The following is an 18,373-nucleotide window of genomic DNA, read 5'->3' on the forward strand; positions in this document are numbered from 1 at the left end:
CTGATTTGATCAACAACGCCCTAAATAATTGTAAATTCGTTGTTTTTACGTCTACCTTATTAAGCATGAGGATGTATAAAAACAAGGAATGTTATGTCTGCATGGTTGTGCTCACTGGTAAACGGATTGAAACACCAGCGAGTCGCAGTATTATCCGCAATCTTGTCTTCACTGATGTTGTCGCTGTTCAGTCTGAACGCCTATGCCAACGAGCAAGATCCTAATATCAACTCTGATATTTCAAAGGCCAACTCTGTAGCGTCACCCGTTAGCTCTGACGCTTTACCTATCGGTTCTAAAGCCAGCTATGTCGGTTCGGAAGCATGTGTTGATTGTCATAGTGAAGAAGTCGCAGCGTGGGAGGGCTCTCATCATGATATGGCGATGAAGCACGCTACAGACGAATCTGTATTAGGCGATTTCAACGATCAAACATTCACTCATGACGGTAAACCCAACCGATTTTTCCGCAAGGGCGAAGAGTTCTGGGTCAATATTGAAGGGCAAGACGGCCACTTTAAAGATTACAAAATCAGCTATACCTTTGCCTTTGAACCACTACAACAATACATGGTTGAATTTGAAGACGGCCGTGTACAGTTGATTCCTTTCGCTTGGGATTCTCGCACTGAGGGCGAAGGCGGTCAACGCTGGTTTCACCTCTATCCTGATACCACCAACACCGATGAATTCTACTGGACCAATAGCGGTCAAAACTGGAACTTCATGTGTGCTGATTGCCATTCAACGAACCTAGAGAAAAACTACGACAGCGCGAGTAATACCTACAACACTACTTGGTCTGAGATTAATGTCGGTTGTGAAGCGTGTCATGGCCCTGCGAGTGAGCACGTTGAAAAGGCTCAGCTAGCAAAAGCTAACGGTGGAAAGGATGCTCCAGTCTCGGCGCATTATGGTTTTGACCGCGACTTGTCGAAGTCGGTCAAAGAGTGGATCTATCAAGAGGGTAATTCAACCCTGCAACCAAAAGACATCATCCATACCAATCAAGTTCAAACCTGTGCTCAATGCCACAGCCGTCGTACTCAGTTAAATGAAACGGGTGATCACGTTAACGGGTCTTTCTTTGATAAGTATCGCTTGAGCTTGATTACCCCAGAGCTTTACCACAACGATGGTCAAATCTACGATGAAGATTACGTTTACGGATCTTTCCTTCAATCCGTGATGGCTGAAAAAGGCGTCACATGTACTAACTGCCACGATCCTCATACCGCTGAACTAAAAATTGCGGAAGAAGCCGTGTGTAGCCAATGTCATATTGCATCAGAATACACGCCTGAAAAGCACACATTCCACGAAGCGAATACTGAAGCTTCACAATGCACGACTTGTCACATGCCAGAGACGACTTACATGGAGGTTGACCCAAGGCGTGACCACAGTTGGCATATCCCACGTCCTGATATTAGCCAACACATTAAAACGCCGAACGTGTGCACTAGCTGTCATGCAGATCAAACCGACCAGTGGGCAGATAAGCAAATCGGTGAGTGGTTCCCAGATTCTAAGTATCGTAATCAGCAGCACTTTGCCGTTGCCTTTTATGCTGACTCGATAGGGCACAGAGGTGCAGAGGATGCGTTGGCATACTCGGCTCAGGACTCTAGCTTAAGCAATATCATTCGTGCATCGAGCTTAGAACGTTTGGGCGGTAATACGGGTAAGAATACGCTTATTTCGCTGGCAAGAGCGGTGAAACATGATGATGAAATGATCCGTTTGGGTGTGGTACAAGGCTCGTCTGGTTTCCCATTCACTGACCGTTGGCAAATTCTAGAGCCGCTACTGAAAGACCCTGTATTGTCGATTCGTTCAGAAACCGCAGGCGCATTAGTGCGTTATTGGGGAGAAATGAACCCTCTGCAGAAAGACCAAATCAAGCCTGCATTAGAAGAGTACATTGAAATACAGCAATTTAATGCCGACAGAGGATTTGGACGTACTAACCTAGGCAACGTTTACCGAGATTTAGGCCAGCACGACAAAGCGATTGAGTTTTATCTAGGCGCTATCGAGATTGAGCCTTATTTCGAAAACAGCTACGCCAATTTAGCGGATTTGTATCGAGCGCAAGGTAACGAGGCAAAAGCGTTGTCGACCTTGAAGCAAGGTATTGAAGCTCAGCCTAAATCGAGTGTTTTGCCATACAGCACAGGATTGTCTCTGCTTCGTGTGAAAGATTACGAACAAGCAACGGACTACCTTAAACAAGCCGCTGAAACTGCGCAAACCGACCCTCAATATTGGTATGTGTACGGATTGGCTTTGGAAAAATCGGATGTGCTTGCGGCAAGTCAATCACTGCATAAGGCTTACCAATTTAGCCGCAACCCACAGCACCTGTATGCCCAGTGTGAAGTGTTGGCGCGAAACAGTCATATACCGGGCGTACCAAAGGCGTTTGAGCAATGTATTTCATCATTGAGCAAAGTGGCACCGCCGGAAGCCATAAACCAATTGAAAGCTAGGTTTAAATAAAGCGATGAGGTGAGCTTGGCTATCGAGCTTGCTGCTTATTCCGCTTGTAACCAATTATCGCGTTTATAACTAATAGTTATGGAGCTTGTGAGTAGGATGTACGCAGACAGATTGAATTAAGGGAAGACCTATGAACCATGCGCAACAAGCAATAAACCAACTGATTGAACAAACAGAGAAAAGTGTTATCGGTCAGAGCCACGTCGTTCGGGCTCTGGTGATAGGGTTATTGACTAATGGCCATGTGCTTTTAGAGGGACTTCCCGGTACAGCGAAAACTCGCTCAGTAAAATCGCTGGCGAATCTACTGAACACCAGTTTTGGTCGAATTCAATTTACGCCAGACCTGCTGCCATCTGATGTGACGGGCACGGAGGTGTATCAAGAGCTTGATGGAAAGCCTCAGTTGCATTTCCAACCGGGTCCTATTTTCAACAGCATTGTATTAGCCGATGAAGTGAACCGTGCGCCTGCAAAAGTACAGGCTGCTCTGCTTGAAGCGATGGCGGAAGGGACGATTACGGTGGGTGGTCAAACTCACATCCTGCCAGATTTGTTCATGGTGCTAGCCACACAAAACCCAGTTGAGCAAGAAGGTACGTATCCACTGCCTGAAGCACAAATGGACCGTTTCATTATGAAAGTGACAGTCGACTATCCAGAAGATGAAGCTGAACGCGACATCATTCGACTTGTGCGCAGTGAGGAACTCGGTAGCGAGACCAGTTCAGAATTAGTCACGCCACAACATATTGAACCTGAGTTGGTACTTGAAGCTCGGCGCCAACTTCCAGACATTGCCGTTTCTGATTTAGTTGAGAAATACATTGTGGCCTTGGTGATGGCAACTCGTAAGCCAGAGCGTTACCCAGAATCAAACTTGTCTAAATGGATTGAGATTGGTTCAAGTCCGCGTGCTTCCATCGCGTTGGATAAATGTGCTCGCGCTTATGCTTGGCTACAAGGGCATGACCACGTCACGTTAGACGATGTGCGTGCCATGTTACCAACCGTATTAGGCCACCGATTCTCGTTGTCTTACGATGCATTAGCCGATGGTGTTGACCATCAAAGAGTGGTTGAAGAACTGCTTGATAATGTTGAGATCGGATAACTAGGGGGCGTCATGGCGAAGCCAACACAAGCTCCTAAACCGCAAGGCCTTGATCCTCGACTGTACTGTGACTATTCAAGGTTAGTGCGAATTCAGGCTCAAGCTGAATCATTTTCACTATTACCTCATTTAAAAGCGGGCAGCGTACTTTCGGGCAGACATAACTCTTTGTTCCGTGGTCGTGGTTTGAACTTCGAAGAATTACGTCATTACCAATTGGGTGATGATATCCGTAATCTCGATTGGAAAGTCACCATGCGAACGGGTAAGCCGCATGTTCGTAGCTATACCGAAGAGAAAGACCGTAATGTGATGATCTGTGTCGATCAGCGCAGTTCGATGTTTTTTGCTTCTCAAAACACCATGAAATCCGTTGTGGCTGCCGAAGTCGCTGCACTGTGTGGATGGCGAGTGCTTAAAGATGGTGATCGTGTCGGCTTCGTTTTAGCTTCACATCAAAAGCTCTTTCATACCAAAGCGCAGCGTTCACAGTCTGATTTATTGGCTCAGTTAAAGCATCTTACCAAGGCTAATCAAAGCTTAGACGTGAGTGTGAGTGACAGCGAGGGTGTTGGTTTTAGCCAGTGGATTGAACTGATCAAGCGAATGAGACTCAAGCAATCAACCTTGATATTCATTAGTGACTGGCGAGACTGCCGAGAACAACATCTCGATCGACTAAAGCAGTTACAGCAACACAACGATATCTTGGCCATTATGGTCACCGACCCATTAGAACAGTCATTGCCTCAAGATCTTGCAAGCGCAAACTGGGTGGTGGGTGATGGTCGCTTTCAACTTAATCTGGATAGCCAATCTAAGGTAAACCTCGCGAGTGAAAGTCTTGCTCAGAAAGCGGCACTGCAGAAACAGTCCCTTGCTAAATTGATGGCGATGAAAAACCTCCCTTATATAGAATTAGACACGTCGGGCAATCACATATCACAGCTGCAGAAGCTAGTGGGAGGGCGTTAAATGGCTGTTGAACATACTCCTCCAAGTACCTATATCCTCCGCGAACTGCACGATGTAGCGATTCCTGACAGTGTGAGCTGGGCTCCTCAAACGATCGGCTGGAAGATCCTTGGCGTTATTCTGTTATTGGTCGCTATCTATCTGGCTTATCGTTTGGCGCAGAAATGGTGGAATAACCGTTATCGCAAAGAAGCGCTTCAAGAGCTCATGGTACTGGATGCACGAGACAAAAATTCAACAGAACGAACCTTCAAAGTACTGAAAGTGGTACTTCGTTACCTAGACAGCAGTAATGCAAAGCTGTTTGGACAAGCTTATGTGAACCGTTTGAACGCTTATCTGCCTGTTAGCGCCAACACGAGTGAAAACAGCAATGCGTTCTTTGCCGATGAAGTTTCGGAATTATGGATGCAAAGCCTAATTGACCCTAATGTGCGTTTGAGCTTTGAACAGCGTTTAGAGGTAATTCAAACCGCGATGATGTGGCTAAAACTTCATAAACCAGATGTACAAGCGAAACCAGAGGGGCAAGATAATGTTTGATAGTTTATCTGCCAGCTTTGAATTCGCGCACCCACTGTGGTTTATCGCACTACCTTTGCCTTTACTCGTTTATTTCGCCGTACCTGCTTATCGCACCAAACAAATGGCGATCAAAGTGCCGTTTTTCAGTGAGCTGGTTGAAGCGATTGGTGAGGCGCCGTCTGAAGGGGCAAGCCAGCTAACACCAAGCTGGTGGCAACGAACCACGCTCATTATTACTTGGGTATTGGTCGTGTGTGCGTTAGCGAAACCAACCATTCTTGGTGAGCCACAGGTTCGCGAACAATTGGGTCGTGATGTGATGGTGGTGGTCGATTTGTCTGGCTCAATGGCGGAGCAAGATTTCACTTCTAAACAAGGCGATAAAATCTCTCGTTTAGATGCGACCAAAGAGGTGTTAGCCGATTTTGCGAAAACCAGAAAAGGAGACCGACTCGGTTTGATCTTGTTTGGTGATGCAGCGTTTGTACAAACGCCATTTACCGCGGACCAAGATGTATGGCTTGAACTGCTTAATCAAACCGATGTCGCGATGGCAGGGCAAAGTACGCACTTGGGCGATGCAATTGGCTTGGCGATCAAGGTGTTTGAACAAAGTGAAAAGCAAAGTGCTGCCGTTCAAGATTCAAACGTCGACACCAACGAAAAAGAGAAAGTCGTGATCGTATTAACAGACGGTAATGATACAGGAAGTTTTGTTGAGCCTATCGATGCCGCAAAAGTCGCCAAGGCTAAAGGCGTTCGAATTCACGTTATTGCGATGGGCGATCCGCAAACCGTTGGAGAGGTTGCTCTGGATATGGAAACCATCAAGCGTGTCGCTCAAGAGTCAGGTGGCGAAGCCTTTGAAGCACTTAACCGCGACGAACTGACCAAAGCCTATGCTCAGATTGGTGAGCTAGAACCACAATTATATGAAAGTACCACTTATCGTCCTAAACAGGTGCTGCACCATTACTTAATGGCGATTGTTGTTGTGATGTATCTGACTGCCTTTAGTCTGGCGACTTTACGTAGAAGGTCGCTTTTGGCTTCTAAAACTAAAAAATTGAAAGGAGAGGATGATGCCTGATTCTCTCACTCTACAACAGTTCTTCACCCAGTTTCATTTTATCCGACCTTTGTGGTTGTTGGCCTTTATTCCGATGTTCTTCCTGTTATGGGTTCGTTGGAGAGAAGAGACCAAACCAACGTGGAAAGACATTCTACCTGCACACTTACGTGATGCATTGACCATTGGCGAAACAGGCTGGCGTAAGCAGCTGCCATTGAAGCTATTGGTGGTGATTGTAACTATCGCCATCATTATCTGTTCTGGCCCAACATGGCAACGTGAGGCTTCGCCTTTTGGTGAAGACAAAGCGTCGATGTTGGTTGTGCTTGATAACAGTGAATCCATGCTCGCTAAAGACTTACCACCGAGTCGCTTGGAACGATCTAAGCAGAAGATTAGAGACTTATTGTCAGCTCGGAAAGGCGGTAATACGGGCTTAGTGGTTTACGCAGGCAGCGCACACGTCGCGATGCCCGTCACTCAAGACAGCAAGGTATTCGAACCGTTTCTAGCGGCTATTACACCCGATATCATGCCGGTATCAGGTAAGTCAGCACAAGAAGCATTGCCATTGATTAATCAGCAACTGTCTGGTGAGTTAGGCTCTTCTGTACTGTTGGTATCAGATGGTGTAAACCCAAGTACCATTAGGGCGTACGAGAGTTTCTTTAACGACAATCCGTATCAGTTGCTCATTCTAGCCGCAGGAAACAGTAATGTGGTGAGCGATAACCCAGTCGACCTAGATTCACTGCGTAACTTAGCGAGTAAGACGGGTGGACGAGTGATTGAGGTGACCGTTGATGATTCGGATATCCAAAAACTGAACAGAGCGGTTGAAAGAAACATGCAGCTCAACGGCGAATCTTCAATGCCTTGGAAAGACATGGGCTATGGCTTGCTTATCCCAATGGCGATTATCATGTTGTTGTGGTTCAGAAAAGGATGGTTGGTGCAGTGGTGTGTCGTTGGTCTAGTGATTTCGGGCAGCATCTATTCACCAAGCACTTTGGCGAAAACAGTCAACTTAACCGCTGAGAAACCAGTTGTGGTGGAGTCGGTTACTACTTGGGACAAAACAGCTCAATGGTGGTGGGACTTATGGTTAACGCCCGATCAGCAAGGTCAACGCCTGTTGAATCAGAAAGAATATCTTCAAGCTGCCAAACATTTTACTGACCCAATGCGAAAGGGCGCGGCTTATTACTATGCTCGTGATTTTAAGCTCGCTCACAGTGCGTTTTTGCAAACCAAAACTGACCTTGGTTTGTACAATGCAGCGAGTGCGTTAGCTAGGCAGCGTGAATACCTTGCCGCACGAGACCTCTTGAAATCATTAAGTGAGAAAGAGGATCTGTCACCAGAACTAAGAACGGATGTGGAGAACAATCTTGCTGTGCTTAGTGGAATTGTCGAAGAGGTAAACCGAACCAGTGAAAGCCAGTCTGGAACCACAGATGGCCCTGAAGAATCTTTAGAACTCGAAGACGATCAGCCGCGAACGGGTGATGGCGCTGAAGAAGAAACGGTAGCGGAATTGATGCTTAAGGAAACACTTAACGCGAATGAGATTTTGGGCAGCCAAGAGCTTGCCGACAAGTGGTTAAAGCGAGTAGAAGCCGATCCTAAGTTCTTCTTGAAATCCAAATTCCAAATTCAGTTAAGAGATCCTGCGCCTTCCATCGAACAAGCGTCAAAACAGGAGCAAACGCAATGAGTCGATATGATTTAGCTCTTGAAGCGATTCAATCAAAGAGAGTGCGATTCAGATCCCATAAGTGGCTACTGTCGATGATTCTTATATTGAGTTGGTTTTTTCCTTTTGTTGCTTCTGCTACAGATATCTTCGACCTCCAAAAAAGTGGTGACGTTGAGCTTATCGCTTGGGTAGGGGAAAAGCCAAAGTCAGGCGATAAGATAACGCAGACTAAAGTGAGCGTTAATGAGCAGGTAATTCTGAACATTGAGGTGGCGACGCCGCGTTGGTTAACGGGAGGGACTCGAATCGGCAGTATCGAAATCCCTAACGTGATCGCTAAGCAACGTAACCAACTCGCGACTAATTACACGGAACGGGTCAATGGCACTACATGGTCGCGTCAACGATGGGAAGTGACACTTTATCCGATGACTTCTGGCGAGTTTGTCATTCCAACCGTGCCGGTTCGTATCCAAGTTTCTGCTCCTGATGGTTCAAACGTGGGCGGTACGCTTTACACGCAGCCGATTAAGTTTGAAGCTTCGTTGCCTTCAGGTTTACTCGATAATAAAACGCCTTGGTTTTCTGCGACAGAAGTAGATATAGAGCAGCAATGGCAACGCTCAAGTGAAGAGCTAAAAGTTGGCGATGCTATGACTCGAACTATCACGATTAAGGCAAAAGACAGCTTTTCTGTGTTGTTGCCAGATGTGCTAACCAATAAGTCCACTAAGCAGTTCCAAGCTTACCCACAGCCCAACCGTTTGGATGACACTCAAGAACGTGGTGATTATCGCTCAAGCCGAGTTGAACAGACTGTATATGTGATTCAGCAGGGTGGTGAGTTTACGCTGCCAGAGTTTTCATTTCAGTGGTGGGACAGCAAAAATCAACGCCTTGAAAACGTGGTGATAAAAGGCGAAGTGTTTGAAGCCAAACACACAGTCCAATCTTTCATCAAGGCCTACATGTCGGTGTTTATTAGTGTTGGTTTGGTGTTGTTAGTCTGCATTGCGTTGATTGTTTCGGTTAAGCGTTACTACGCAAACCGCCCAACACCGAGTTGGCTGGTACTACGTCGTTTAGTTAAGCAAGGTAATTGGGCTGCATTAAGAACCTTTATCTACCGTCAATTGCGAAACCAAACCTCTCAGTTAGAACTGAATAAAGTGCAACTGGATAAAGCGCAACATGGTAAATCAAATGGACAAAAGCGTTGGCTAGAAGATAGCGAAGCCCTTCAACAAGGATGTGAAGATAAAAACGTATTCACTCGTTTATGGAAAGGGTTACGTAACTTGCCCAGTGACACATCAAACTCAAGCAATTCTCGTTCAATTGCCGCTCGCTTGAAAATCCCTAAAGCCTTGCCAAACTTAAAAGATAGAACTAAGTAGCAAACTTTAGTTATTCGCATCGAACATAATCGGCAGGTTCTCTACTATGGGGAACCTGCTTCTTTAATATGGAACTGTATGAAAAGTACCGAACTAAATCTAATTCCTATATTTGTTGCTATCTATGAAGAGCAGAACTTATCTAGAGCTGCTAATCGCATGGATATAAGCCAACCAGCAGTGAGTAAAGCACTTGCAAGGTTGAGAGATATCTATGATGAGCCACTGTTTCATCGCACCACATCAGGCGTAGAGCCAACCACATTCGCTATTGATATCTATCCTGCAATGGCCGCTGCACTTAAAAACTTTACTTCTACCTTATCCGCATCAAGAGACTTCGATCCTAAAACCTCAGGCCGCGTGTTTTCCATTGCCTGCGTCTCGGCGGCGAGCTACGAAATGATGCCAAAAGTCATGCGGTTAATCAGCCAAGTCGCACCAGGTATCGCGTTAGAGGTTCATCCTCTGTTTACCGAAGACTATGAGTCTGATTTAAGGCTGCAAAGACACGACGTGATTGTTGATATGACGCCTAAAGGAAGAACCATGCTTAAGCACGAGGTGATTTCTACAGAAGAGCTGGTGGTGGTGTGTAGTAGTGATCATCCTACGGTTGGCGATACCATCGATATGGAACAGTTCTTAGCACTCGAGCATGTGGTGGTCTCTAGGTGGCATGCGCGCAAAAGCTTATTAAGCTCTGAGCACTATAGTGACCTTGAGAAACGTAGAATCGTGTATCGCGCAGCGGGCGTTGTAGAGATGCTTCCTGTTATCGAAGGCTCTGAGTACATCGGAGTAATGCCTATTTCATCAGTGCATTGTTTTGCTGAAAAGTACGCGGTAAAAACACTGCCATTGCCCTTCGAGTTGGAAGACCTCGATATGTGTATGATTTGGCATCCAAGCCGTACTAATGAACCAAGCCATAAGTGGTTACGAGCTAAGATCAAAGCGGCAGCAAAAGAGTTATCAAGTTAGCCTATACAAGGACATAGCCATGGACAGCATTCGCGTGATTTTAAACGGAAAGAAAGCCAATATCCCGGAATTAAGGCAAGCCATCTTTGCGGCGAGGGACAATGATATTGACCTGCAAGTTAGAGTGACTTGGGAATCGTCGGACATGTTTCGTTTGGTAAGCGAGGCAATATGCGATGGTGTTAAGCGTCTGATTGTTGTCGGTGGCGATGGAACGGTGAATGAAGCCGTTAACGCGCTCAACCAGTTCCGTGCCAGTGAAAGACCACAACTGGCGCTTATCCCAATGGGCACTGCGAATGATTTTGCTACCGCAACGGGAATACCTAACGATATTTCGGGTGCTTTTGAACTAGCGCTGGAAGGCAAGGCGTTTGCGGTGGATAGCGCGCGTGCGAATGACCGCTATTTTATGAATGTCGCTGCGGCGGGTTTTGGTGCTGAAGTCACAGCTGAAACGCCTGTCGAGCTTAAAGATTTTCTCGGTGGCGGTGCGTATACACTAACAGGTGTGGTGAAAGCACTTGGCTTTAAGCCCTACAGTGGCACGTTGCCCATAGACAAAGGCAGCTTTACCGGCGAGATCCTTGTTGGTGCTTTTTGTAATGGTCGCTTAGCGGGTGGAGGACAAGAGTTAGCACCCAATGCATTGATTGATGATCGCTGTTTACCCAGTCGGGTATCGAGCTATCACGCGCCACCATGGCAAGGTGGGTTATCCAAGTCAGTGAGAAGTTCGCCCCGCTGTATGTGGCCTTGAAGGAGAACCTACTTCAACAAGTGGTGGTTCAGGCGGATGAAACGCCGCTCAATGTGCTCAAAGAAGAGAAGCAGTGTTATATGTGGCTCTACTGCTCAGGCGCTGACTCGCCCGAAGCGGCACTGCCGAATGTGAAAAAATCGCCTTGTACGACTATCAAAACAGTCGCGCGAGGGTGTGCCCCGTGGACTTTTTAGGTGACTACAACGGTTATCTACAAACCGATGGCTACACGGCTTATCATGGTCTGCATCACGTCACTAATGTGGGGTGCTTAACGCAAGTTCATGGACGCGAAGAAGCTTCAAGGGGAAGGTAAATCGGGCAAGGCTGATAAAGTGCTGGCTAAACCCCAAAAGCTCTACGGGATAGAATCACGCTTAAAAGGTGCGCCTGCCGAAGAACGCAAAGCAGAGCGTTAAGCGTATGCCAAGCCGATACTGGATGAGCTTTACCAATGGATGACAACCCAGAAGGTGATAGGCTCTAGCCCACTAGGCAAAGCAATAAAGTACACGCTCGGGCAATGGCCTAAACTCATTCGTTATATCGACGATGGTCACTTATCTATCGATAATAATCGCGCTGAACGCGCAATTAAACCGCTGGTTATTTGGCAGGGAAAATTGGCTATTCTCCAACACACAAACGGTGCTGAGGCGAGCGCGATGCTTTACAGTATCGTCGAGACTGCAAAAGCCAACGGTCTTATCCTCTAAGACTACATGGTCAAGTGCATGAAAGAGCTCGCGAAAGCAGAGCCTGATATCGACGCACTTCTACCTTGGACCTCTTCGGGTCAAGTCAAAACAGACCTCAACAATATTGGCTTTGGCCTCGAAACTTACGTTTGGTGCTAACTATGCCATCGGACTCTAATAACATATTTGGGTTCTTTGATGAGTTTGAAGCTTCAGAAGGAGAGTCACAGCAACCCCCTATAGAGCTGTTTCAAGAACCCGTTGAAATTTTATCAACCCTAGATAGTCAGCCAAAGAAGGCACAACAAGAAGTCTTTGTGATAAATAAAAAGCGACATCCACTCACGGTAGTGAATATATGTAGGATCTCGTCCTGCATAAGCGATTTATTCAAATTTAAAGAGTGAATTAATATCGCACCATAAAGAAAAAATACTTCAAATACTCCAGAAATGAGCATGGCTGAGCATAGGGATTCTCAGGTTTGATGATACCAATATCAGGTCAGATGGCCGAACACATTTATGGGTACAACCATGAATTTAACGCATCGCTCACTCATGGTTATCGCTATCACTGTTGCTCTTTCTGCGTGGGGTAGTGATGAAACCAGCTCACGTCCTATTAAGCCAGAACCGCTTCAGACATTACCAACAGAGCAGGTTTCAGTATCCATCGGGGACGCGACTCTTTTCGCAAATAGAGAGTCTGTTGTGATCAATACCTTAGCAGGTGACGAGCAACGCGTATCCATTGAAGCGTTTAAAGGAATCACTTACGCCGATCAACAACGTTTTCAGCACAGTCACTCCGTCAATTAGAACACAATGCTGATAGCGCTATAGATGCGACACAATTTGGCGCCGTGTGCCCACAGCTTAAAATAACCCAGCAAGAGCAATCTGAAGATTGCTTGAATCTTAATATTTGGCGTCCTTCGGAGATCAATGGTTCAGAGTCATTACCCGTGTATGTCTTTATTCATGGTGGGGACTTTGAATATGGCGCAGGTTCTGATACCGACATTAACGGTGATACCGTCGTGGCTAAAAGATACCATTCGATATACGGGTGGCGTTGGCGCTGGAAAGGCGAACCTCGATATTTTCAAAGAGTTCAGTATAGGTGCGTCGTACAACAAAACGATTCAATTCGGCACAAAAACCTCGGGAGTCGCTGCGCTTCAGCAGCTCCAGTTTCGAGTGGCAAACACACCATTGATGCTGGGTGTGAAACAGATTATTGGCCAGAGCTCGGTAGAGTTTGAGACCAGTAATGAAGATGTGAATAACGCTATCAATGGCGTTATTCAATATTTTATGGGCGAAAGCTCGGTGACCTCTGGGCTGGGTGTTGTCGCGGAATACGATAATGCGATTGATAATCGTTGGACCGTTTCTGCGTTTTATGGCCTGGATAAAGCGACAGTAGAGGGCAGTCTGTCAGACGATGAAAGTGTCGATGCGTATGGTGCTGGATTTCGCTATCAGATAGCTTGCCGATATGGGTTACACATGGGGGTAGACCTCGCTTTTAGTGACGTTGACAGCGCGTTTTATATAACGGTTGGCAGTGGATTCTAATGATGGAAAGGTGGGTGTTAGTCAATCGATTGATTTTTCTACATGCAGCATAGTTTTCATAGCAATCATGAACTAATATTCTTTTACAACAAACATAACAGGTATCAATATGAAAAATTACGACCCAAATGAATTGGACGTTACGCAAGTATTACTTGATGGTGTCGATACAGATAAACGTTCGACTTTGACTAAGTTAGCGGTTGGGGCTGCGGCACTGCCTTTTGCCTCTGTTTTACATGCAGCCCCTGAAAAACTGGTTGGCCAAAACATCAAACTGATGCCTAACGAGAAAGGGCCATTTGATATCGTTATCGAAAATGGCCGTGTTGTTGATCCTGAAACTGGACTCGACGCAATTCGTCACGTCGGTATTAAAGGTAAGCGTATTGCTGCAATCTCAGACAAAAAGCTGCAAGGCAAAACAATCATCGATGCTGAAGGTCTCGTGGTTGCACCTGGCTTTATCGATATGCACGCTCACGGACAACAACTTCCTGCTGCCCGTGCTCAAGCATTCGATGGCGTAACCACCGCTCTTGAGATGGAATCTGGTCTATTCCCAATCGGAACGTACTACGATATTACTGCTGCTGAAGGTCGCCCGATTAATTACGGCGCTTCTGTAGCATGGACTTACGCTCGTATTCAAGCAAAAGAACCTACGATGCCTGCTCCTGATGGTACGATTGTTTGGTTCCAGAAAGCTTTTTCTAAAAACAATTGGCAAAATACCCTAGCAACCCCAGATGAATTAAAACAAATTCTGGGCTCGGTTGAGCAAGGTCTTAAAGAGGGGGGCTTAGGCATTGGTATTAACGCGGGTTACGCACCAGGTTATGGCCACAAAGAGTACTATGATCTTGCTAAACTAGCAAAACGCTATGAAGTACCAACTTACACTCACGTTCGTTACCTAAACAGCGCAGAGCCAAAATCAAGCTTTGAAGCATACCAAGAACTCATTAGCCTGTCGGCGACAACGGGTGCACACATGCACATTTGTCACCTCAACAGCACGTCAGTACAAGATATCGAAGATTGTGCCGATTTAGTTCAATCCGCCATTGATCAAGGTTTAGCCGTTACTACTGAAGCTTATCCTTATGGTGCTGGCTCTTCCGTTATTGGCGCAGAAGTTTTCCGTGGTGACGATTGGTTACAACGTTGGGGTGTACCAAGCGCTAGCTACATGGAAGCGAATGGTAAAGCACTAAACCAAGAAAAAGTCACTGAACTACAAGCATCAGCGCCCGGTACCGTGGTTGTCATGCACTTCTTAAAACCCGATGAGAACAAAGAAGATCGCGCTAAAATGGACCGTTCAGTATTGTTCCCAGGTGCAGCTATCGCTTCAGATGCAATGCCTTGGATGGATGATAAAGGCGTATTAATTGAAGGTGATGTATGGCCACTTCCAAGCAACGCAATAGCTCACCCTCGCTCACTTGCTTGTTTCTCTCGTTTTATTGAAAAATATGTCGAGGAATACAAAGCGGTAACACTAGTAGAAGCGATGGAAAGAACTAGCTTAAACGCATGTCGTATTCTTGAGGATGCTGTGCCACAAATGGCAAATAAAGGTCGTATTCAAGTAGGTAAAGATGCTGATTTAGCTATTTTCAAACTTGATGAAGTAAAAGCCGTTGCAACATTTGATAAACCAAATGCCCTTTCTACAGGCATGAAATACGTACTTGTAAACGGGACACCTATCATTGAAGCTGGTGAAATGTTGTTAGATTCAAACCCAGGTGAAGCGGTTCGCAACAAAGTTACGGGCTAAGTTATCCTGACTTAAAAGGTTGGGCATTAGCTCAACCTTTTTTATTGCTTACCGAGTAAATATAGACAACGAAAATCGAAAGAGAGCATGCTATGAGCAAGAAGCCTATTCCAGTAACAATTTTAGCCGGATTTTTAGGAGCAGGGAAAACGACCCTACTAAACCATATATTAACCAATGCAAATGGAATGCGCATGGCTGTGATCGTCAATGATTTTGGATCAATCAATGTTGATGCGGAGTTAGTTAAATCTGAAAGTGAAAATATGATCAGCCTAGAGAATGGCTGTATCTGTTGTAACCTTGCAGAAGGACTAGTCGTTTCGGTAATGCGTTTACTCGCATTAGAGGAACGCCCAGACCATATTATTGTTGAAACTTCAGGTATCGCAGAACCCAAAGAAGTGGCACTTCAATTTGAAGATCCGGAACTGCAAGCACACGCACCTTTAAATGCAATCGTGACGACGATCGATGCGGAAAACATTTTAGGGCTAGAAGGCCCAATGGAGACGTTGTCGAAGCAGCAAATTCAAGTGGCTGACATTGTTCTGGTTAATAAAGTTGACCTAGTCGATGCTGATAAACTAGAGCAAGTCAAAGCATGGTGCCGAGTACAAGCTCCGTTTGCTAAATTGATTGATATTTCATTCGGCGAAGTGGATTTACCTATCTTATTTGATGCCCCTGAAAGTACGCGCTTTGTCACTAACAAAATAGCGGCTGATCAAAGGGAATGCCAGCACCATGATTGTCATGATGAGCACTGTCATCACGTGAACCATGATTTCGAAACATTCAGCTTTGAAACTGATCAACCGCTTAATCTACAAAGTTTGTATCCTCTACTGCAACAGTTTTCAATTGATGCTTATCGCATGAAAGGTATTTTAAATTTAACCGATCGTCCTGATCATCGCTGTGTATTTCAGTGCACTGGCCAGCGAGCCAATGTGACGGTTGGAGATGCATGGGAAGATGATGAATCTCGTTCGTCACGGTTAGTCTTCATTGGACCTAAAGGTGGCCTTGATAAAGAGAGTATGCGTAAAAAACTGAACGCACTGGTGGCGTAGTTAGAACGGAAACGGAGTAGATGGCAAGCCTATCAACCTAGCGCTTGCCTATACCTAGCTTACCTCTGCCTACTTTGCATTGACTCATCCTAAGCATCCTTATCTTATTGAATTATTGGCTAATTTCGATTCTATTCGGTTTTTCCAAATCCATATTGCTCATTCCCCTCGCCATCTGAAACAAAATAGTCTTATCGATTTTCGAGACTCTGTTCATCAGTACCTTCTCAGAATCTGTTAACGTCAAAAAGCAGATAAAGACTCAATCGTGGGTTATTGGGGCGTGTTGATCAGCGATTGTTAGCTCGATGGTTAGTCCTCAATGATGGAATCAAAATGACGACTAAATATAGAATAAACCATGATTTGTCCCGCCATAATCGCGCCAAACATCAGCAAGGCAGACAGACCAATATTCGGAATGGGTAAAATGGAGGTCGCAAAGAAGGACTCACTTGCTCCGACAATGATTCGACTACCGGGGACAAGAATGATGATCCCTTGAATAATGTATATGAGTGGTGGAACGTGACGCAATTTTCCCATCCCCAACCCGTAAAGCGTAATGAGTATTGTGCTTACCCATGTACCTACAACCCAATCGGAAGTAAACCAATGTGGCCCCCACATGCCAATTGCCGCGACAGGAAGGCCTAAGAGAATTTCTGTCATACTTGCGTTGAAAATAAGGCCAATAGCGACAGAAATCCCGATCAGTGCGGTGACATGAAGAACGAATGGGATTTCATCAATAAATACCGGTACCGATAATGGTTGATTGATTATGTTGGCTAAGCCTAACCCCATAACAATGCCGATGAATATTTTCATTACTATGAGTGCGCTTTGTGCAAGCAGTTCGATACCTGACCGAAAGTCATTGAGAGCAAGACTGGCTAAGCCGTTGGTGACGGTTAACCCAGGAATAAAAAGGACAATGGAAGAAATGCACAGTGCCAATGTTGGTAAGCCGGGAACCTGTGCCGCTATCATACCGGTTAAAAAACTGGCTACTAAGGCGACAAAGAACTCGACAAGAATGCTTCTTGGCCCAGTCAGGAAAATTTGTGCTAGCCAGGCTATAGCGCCCAGAATAATGGATAAACCGACCGCCAGATAAGTACTGCCAACTAACATTAAATAACATGGCGGAAGCAATAAATTGGCAAAGCACAAGGTACGATTCGAGTAGGTTTCTGAACCTTCGTAATGGGAATGAGTCGAAAACCCTTTAAGCGTTGCGACTAAATCACGTAAGTTAACCGAGGGTGGTTTTTTGTTTTCCATCACGACTTTTTGCGTGGGTTGCTCAAAAATAGTGATGACTTTTGTCGGGGTCACATCAATAGAGACATCAATGTTCTGGCGTTTTGCATAAGCTTGAGTGTATTGAGCTACCGAGTAAGGCGCACAACCAGATTGATGTAATCGGTCCGAAAAGCTCAAAATTTCTTGCTGGCATTGTTCGATATGATTTGTTTGTTTCATTCTGTTTGTTTCTCAATCACCAAGGCGATATATGTTTGAGGGGCATTCTAATTCAATAGTATCCTCATTCAAGCGTAACCAATAGTCGTGTATAGAGGACGGGCTCCTACAAACGAACAAGGCAATGGTTAAAAAGATAGGATTCATTGAATGAGAGGTTATCAGTTTATCGTTGAGGTAAATCAGTCATTGTTGAAGCTGCAACCTCAAAAATAGATCCGCTCACGCAGCTATTTGAAGGCGTAAAACTCCAAATCCATGAGGTGATTGATTTAACTCTGAGGCTTTTAGAAAAGCTCGGTAATGAGTAAAGGAAACTAATATTTAGGAAATGGAAGCCTAAATAAGATTGATGATGAGCGTTAGAATCACAACTAGAATGGAACCGACATAAGCAATTTCAATAATGTTTGAATCAATCCAGTTGCAGTATGCTTGAATTGCTAAACTCAGTTTGTTTTTCATAATGGCCTTTGGAAAATTAACCGAAATCTACTGTAAATAATAGCTTATTATGAGTGAGCTTTGATGACGGTTTCAAAGGTTCCTTAGCGCTAACAGTGTGATTGCGGCGCTCACGTATTAACAATATCGTCCCGTGAGTTCATGGGGCGGATACAGTCGATAAGGTTTAAGAGCAGAAAATTGGGCTAAAAAAGAGCCGCTTATTTGTGGTTCATCGCGGCTTTCCAAGAAGTAGTCGGTATCTCG

General features: G+C 45.4%; 19 protein-coding genes and 1 pseudogene. 19 read left to right on the forward strand and 1 reads right to left on the reverse strand.

What is annotated here, in order from left to right; all coding sequences use genetic code 11:
• Window positions 1–93: 93 nt before the first annotated feature.
• From AB4558_RS20145 to AB4558_RS20235, 19 genes and pseudogenes are all read left to right on the forward strand, one after another.
• Window positions 94–2,502: a tetratricopeptide repeat protein gene (locus AB4558_RS20145; RefSeq protein WP_065584632.1), complete on the forward strand. Its 2,409-nt coding sequence runs from the start codon at window positions 94–96 to the stop codon at window positions 2,500–2,502.
• Window positions 2,503–2,632: 130 nt separating this feature from the next.
• Window positions 2,633–3,616, forward strand: coding sequence for an AAA family ATPase (locus AB4558_RS20150; RefSeq protein ID WP_372074537.1), 984 nt, complete (start codon window positions 2,633–2,635; stop codon window positions 3,614–3,616).
• Window positions 3,617–3,628: 12 nt separating this feature from the next.
• Window positions 3,629–4,591, forward strand: coding sequence for a DUF58 domain-containing protein (locus tag AB4558_RS20155; RefSeq protein ID WP_017080116.1), 963 nt, complete (start codon window positions 3,629–3,631; stop codon window positions 4,589–4,591).
• Window positions 4,592–5,134 carry a DUF4381 domain-containing protein gene (locus tag AB4558_RS20160; RefSeq protein WP_372159051.1) on the forward strand — a complete coding sequence of 181 codons (543 nt, stop codon included), beginning with the start codon at window positions 4,592–4,594 and terminating at the stop codon, window positions 5,132–5,134.
• The gene (locus AB4558_RS20165) at window positions 5,127–6,206 is read left to right on the forward strand and encodes a VWA domain-containing protein (protein ID WP_372074542.1); all 1,080 of its coding nucleotides are present in this window, start codon (window positions 5,127–5,129) and stop codon (window positions 6,204–6,206) included. Before AB4558_RS20160 ends, AB4558_RS20165 begins: the two co-directional genes overlap by 8 nt.
• The gene (locus AB4558_RS20170; protein ID WP_372074544.1) at window positions 6,199–7,905 is read left to right on the forward strand and encodes a VWA domain-containing protein; all 1,707 of its coding nucleotides are present in this window, start codon (window positions 6,199–6,201) and stop codon (window positions 7,903–7,905) included. Before AB4558_RS20165 ends, AB4558_RS20170 begins: the two co-directional genes overlap by 8 nt.
• Window positions 7,902–9,284, forward strand: coding sequence for a BatD family protein (locus AB4558_RS20175; protein WP_372074546.1), 1,383 nt, complete (start codon window positions 7,902–7,904; stop codon window positions 9,282–9,284). Before AB4558_RS20170 ends, AB4558_RS20175 begins: the two co-directional genes overlap by 4 nt.
• Window positions 9,285–9,362: 78 nt before the next feature.
• The gene (locus tag AB4558_RS20180) at window positions 9,363–10,268 is read left to right on the forward strand and encodes a LysR family transcriptional regulator (protein ID WP_017059228.1); all 906 of its coding nucleotides are present in this window, start codon (window positions 9,363–9,365) and stop codon (window positions 10,266–10,268) included.
• A 19-nt stretch (window positions 10,269–10,287) separates the two neighbouring features.
• Window positions 10,288–11,028, forward strand: coding sequence for a lipid kinase YegS (gene yegS / locus AB4558_RS20185; protein ID WP_108111935.1), 741 nt, complete (start codon window positions 10,288–10,290; stop codon window positions 11,026–11,028).
• Window positions 10,971–11,225 (forward strand): transposase, encoded by a 255-nt coding sequence (locus AB4558_RS20190; RefSeq protein ID WP_083190239.1) that lies wholly within the window; start codon window positions 10,971–10,973, stop codon window positions 11,223–11,225. Before yegS ends, AB4558_RS20190 begins: the two co-directional genes overlap by 58 nt.
• The gene (locus AB4558_RS20195; protein WP_372138622.1) at window positions 11,213–11,347 is read left to right on the forward strand and encodes a transposase; all 135 of its coding nucleotides are present in this window, start codon (window positions 11,213–11,215) and stop codon (window positions 11,345–11,347) included. Before AB4558_RS20190 ends, AB4558_RS20195 begins: the two co-directional genes overlap by 13 nt.
• The gene (locus tag AB4558_RS20200; RefSeq protein ID WP_372127163.1) at window positions 11,316–11,450 is read left to right on the forward strand and encodes a hypothetical protein; all 135 of its coding nucleotides are present in this window, start codon (window positions 11,316–11,318) and stop codon (window positions 11,448–11,450) included. The genes AB4558_RS20195 and AB4558_RS20200 overlap by 32 nt, the downstream gene beginning before the upstream one ends.
• 15 nt (window positions 11,451–11,465) lie before the next feature.
• The gene (locus AB4558_RS20205; RefSeq protein ID WP_372159052.1) at window positions 11,466–11,747 is read left to right on the forward strand and encodes a transposase; all 282 of its coding nucleotides are present in this window, start codon (window positions 11,466–11,468) and stop codon (window positions 11,745–11,747) included.
• Window positions 11,748–11,765: 18 nt separating this feature from the next.
• Window positions 11,766–11,888, forward strand: coding sequence for a hypothetical protein (locus tag AB4558_RS20210; RefSeq protein WP_017064694.1), 123 nt, complete (start codon window positions 11,766–11,768; stop codon window positions 11,886–11,888).
• Window positions 11,889–12,265: 377 nt separating this feature from the next.
• Window positions 12,266–12,550, forward strand: a complete 285-nt coding sequence (locus AB4558_RS20215; protein ID WP_017062010.1) for a hypothetical protein — start codon at window positions 12,266–12,268, stop codon at window positions 12,548–12,550.
• A gap of 44 nt (window positions 12,551–12,594) precedes the next feature.
• A pseudogene (locus AB4558_RS20220) lies at window positions 12,595–12,717 on the forward strand (carboxylesterase family protein); the annotation flags it as partial.
• Window positions 12,677–13,312, forward strand: a complete 636-nt coding sequence (locus AB4558_RS20225; RefSeq protein WP_136982111.1) for a hypothetical protein — start codon at window positions 12,677–12,679, stop codon at window positions 13,310–13,312. The pseudogene AB4558_RS20220 and the gene AB4558_RS20225, both read left to right, overlap by 41 nt.
• 109 nt (window positions 13,313–13,421) lie before the next feature.
• Entirely contained in the window at window positions 13,422–15,098 is a 1,677-nt protein-coding gene (locus AB4558_RS20230) for an amidohydrolase family protein (protein ID WP_372074548.1), read from the forward strand.
• Between the two features lie 92 nt (window positions 15,099–15,190).
• Complete coding sequence (locus AB4558_RS20235) at window positions 15,191–16,174, forward strand: GTP-binding protein (protein ID WP_032548688.1); 984 nt, start codon at window positions 15,191–15,193, stop codon at window positions 16,172–16,174.
• A gap of 312 nt (window positions 16,175–16,486) precedes the next feature.
• Here the strand turns inward: AB4558_RS20235 and AB4558_RS20240 are convergent, their stop codons facing one another.
• On the reverse strand, window positions 16,487–17,662 hold the full coding sequence (locus tag AB4558_RS20240; RefSeq protein ID WP_017064690.1) for a threonine/serine exporter family protein: 1,176 nt from the start codon (window positions 17,660–17,662) through the stop codon (window positions 16,487–16,489).
• Window positions 17,663–18,373 lie beyond the last annotated feature (711 nt).

Origin of the sequence: Vibrio sp. 10N.222.51.C5, from assembly GCF_041474575.1 — a bacterium.
GTDB classification, from domain to species: Bacteria; Pseudomonadota; Gammaproteobacteria; order Enterobacterales; family Vibrionaceae; genus Vibrio; species Vibrio crassostreae_C.

What these genes read in the sequence shown, in the direction of transcription:
- AB4558_RS20145 (WP_065584632.1), top strand. Translation starts at nt 94, where the DNA reads ATGTCTGCATGGTTGTGCTCACTGGTAAACGGATTGAAACACCAGCGA.
- AB4558_RS20150 (WP_372074537.1), top strand. Translation starts at nt 2,633, where the DNA reads ATGAACCATGCGCAACAAGCAATAAACCAACTGATTGAACAAACAGAG.
- AB4558_RS20155 (WP_017080116.1), top strand. Translation starts at nt 3,629, where the DNA reads ATGGCGAAGCCAACACAAGCTCCTAAACCGCAAGGCCTTGATCCTCGA.
- AB4558_RS20160 (WP_372159051.1), top strand. Translation starts at nt 4,592, where the DNA reads ATGGCTGTTGAACATACTCCTCCAAGTACCTATATCCTCCGCGAACTG.
- AB4558_RS20165 (WP_372074542.1), top strand. Translation starts at nt 5,127, where the DNA reads ATGTTTGATAGTTTATCTGCCAGCTTTGAATTCGCGCACCCACTGTGG.
- AB4558_RS20170 (WP_372074544.1), top strand. Translation starts at nt 6,199, where the DNA reads ATGCCTGATTCTCTCACTCTACAACAGTTCTTCACCCAGTTTCATTTT.
- AB4558_RS20175 (WP_372074546.1), top strand. Translation starts at nt 7,902, where the DNA reads ATGAGTCGATATGATTTAGCTCTTGAAGCGATTCAATCAAAGAGAGTG.
- AB4558_RS20180 (WP_017059228.1), top strand. Translation starts at nt 9,363, where the DNA reads ATGAAAAGTACCGAACTAAATCTAATTCCTATATTTGTTGCTATCTAT.
- yegS (WP_108111935.1), top strand. Translation starts at nt 10,288, where the DNA reads ATGGACAGCATTCGCGTGATTTTAAACGGAAAGAAAGCCAATATCCCG.
- AB4558_RS20190 (WP_083190239.1), top strand. Translation starts at nt 10,971, where the DNA reads ATGGCAAGGTGGGTTATCCAAGTCAGTGAGAAGTTCGCCCCGCTGTAT.
- AB4558_RS20200 (WP_372127163.1), top strand. Translation starts at nt 11,316, where the DNA reads ATGGACGCGAAGAAGCTTCAAGGGGAAGGTAAATCGGGCAAGGCTGAT.
- AB4558_RS20210 (WP_017064694.1), top strand. Translation starts at nt 11,766, where the DNA reads ATGAAAGAGCTCGCGAAAGCAGAGCCTGATATCGACGCACTTCTACCT.
- AB4558_RS20215 (WP_017062010.1), top strand. Translation starts at nt 12,266, where the DNA reads ATGAATTTAACGCATCGCTCACTCATGGTTATCGCTATCACTGTTGCT.
- AB4558_RS20225 (WP_136982111.1), top strand. Translation starts at nt 12,677, where the DNA reads ATGGTTCAGAGTCATTACCCGTGTATGTCTTTATTCATGGTGGGGACT.
- AB4558_RS20230 (WP_372074548.1), top strand. Translation starts at nt 13,422, where the DNA reads ATGAAAAATTACGACCCAAATGAATTGGACGTTACGCAAGTATTACTT.
- AB4558_RS20235 (WP_032548688.1), top strand. Translation starts at nt 15,191, where the DNA reads ATGAGCAAGAAGCCTATTCCAGTAACAATTTTAGCCGGATTTTTAGGA.
- AB4558_RS20240 (WP_017064690.1), bottom strand. Translation starts at nt 17,662, where the DNA reads ATGAAACAAACAAATCATATCGAACAATGCCAGCAAGAAATTTTGAGC.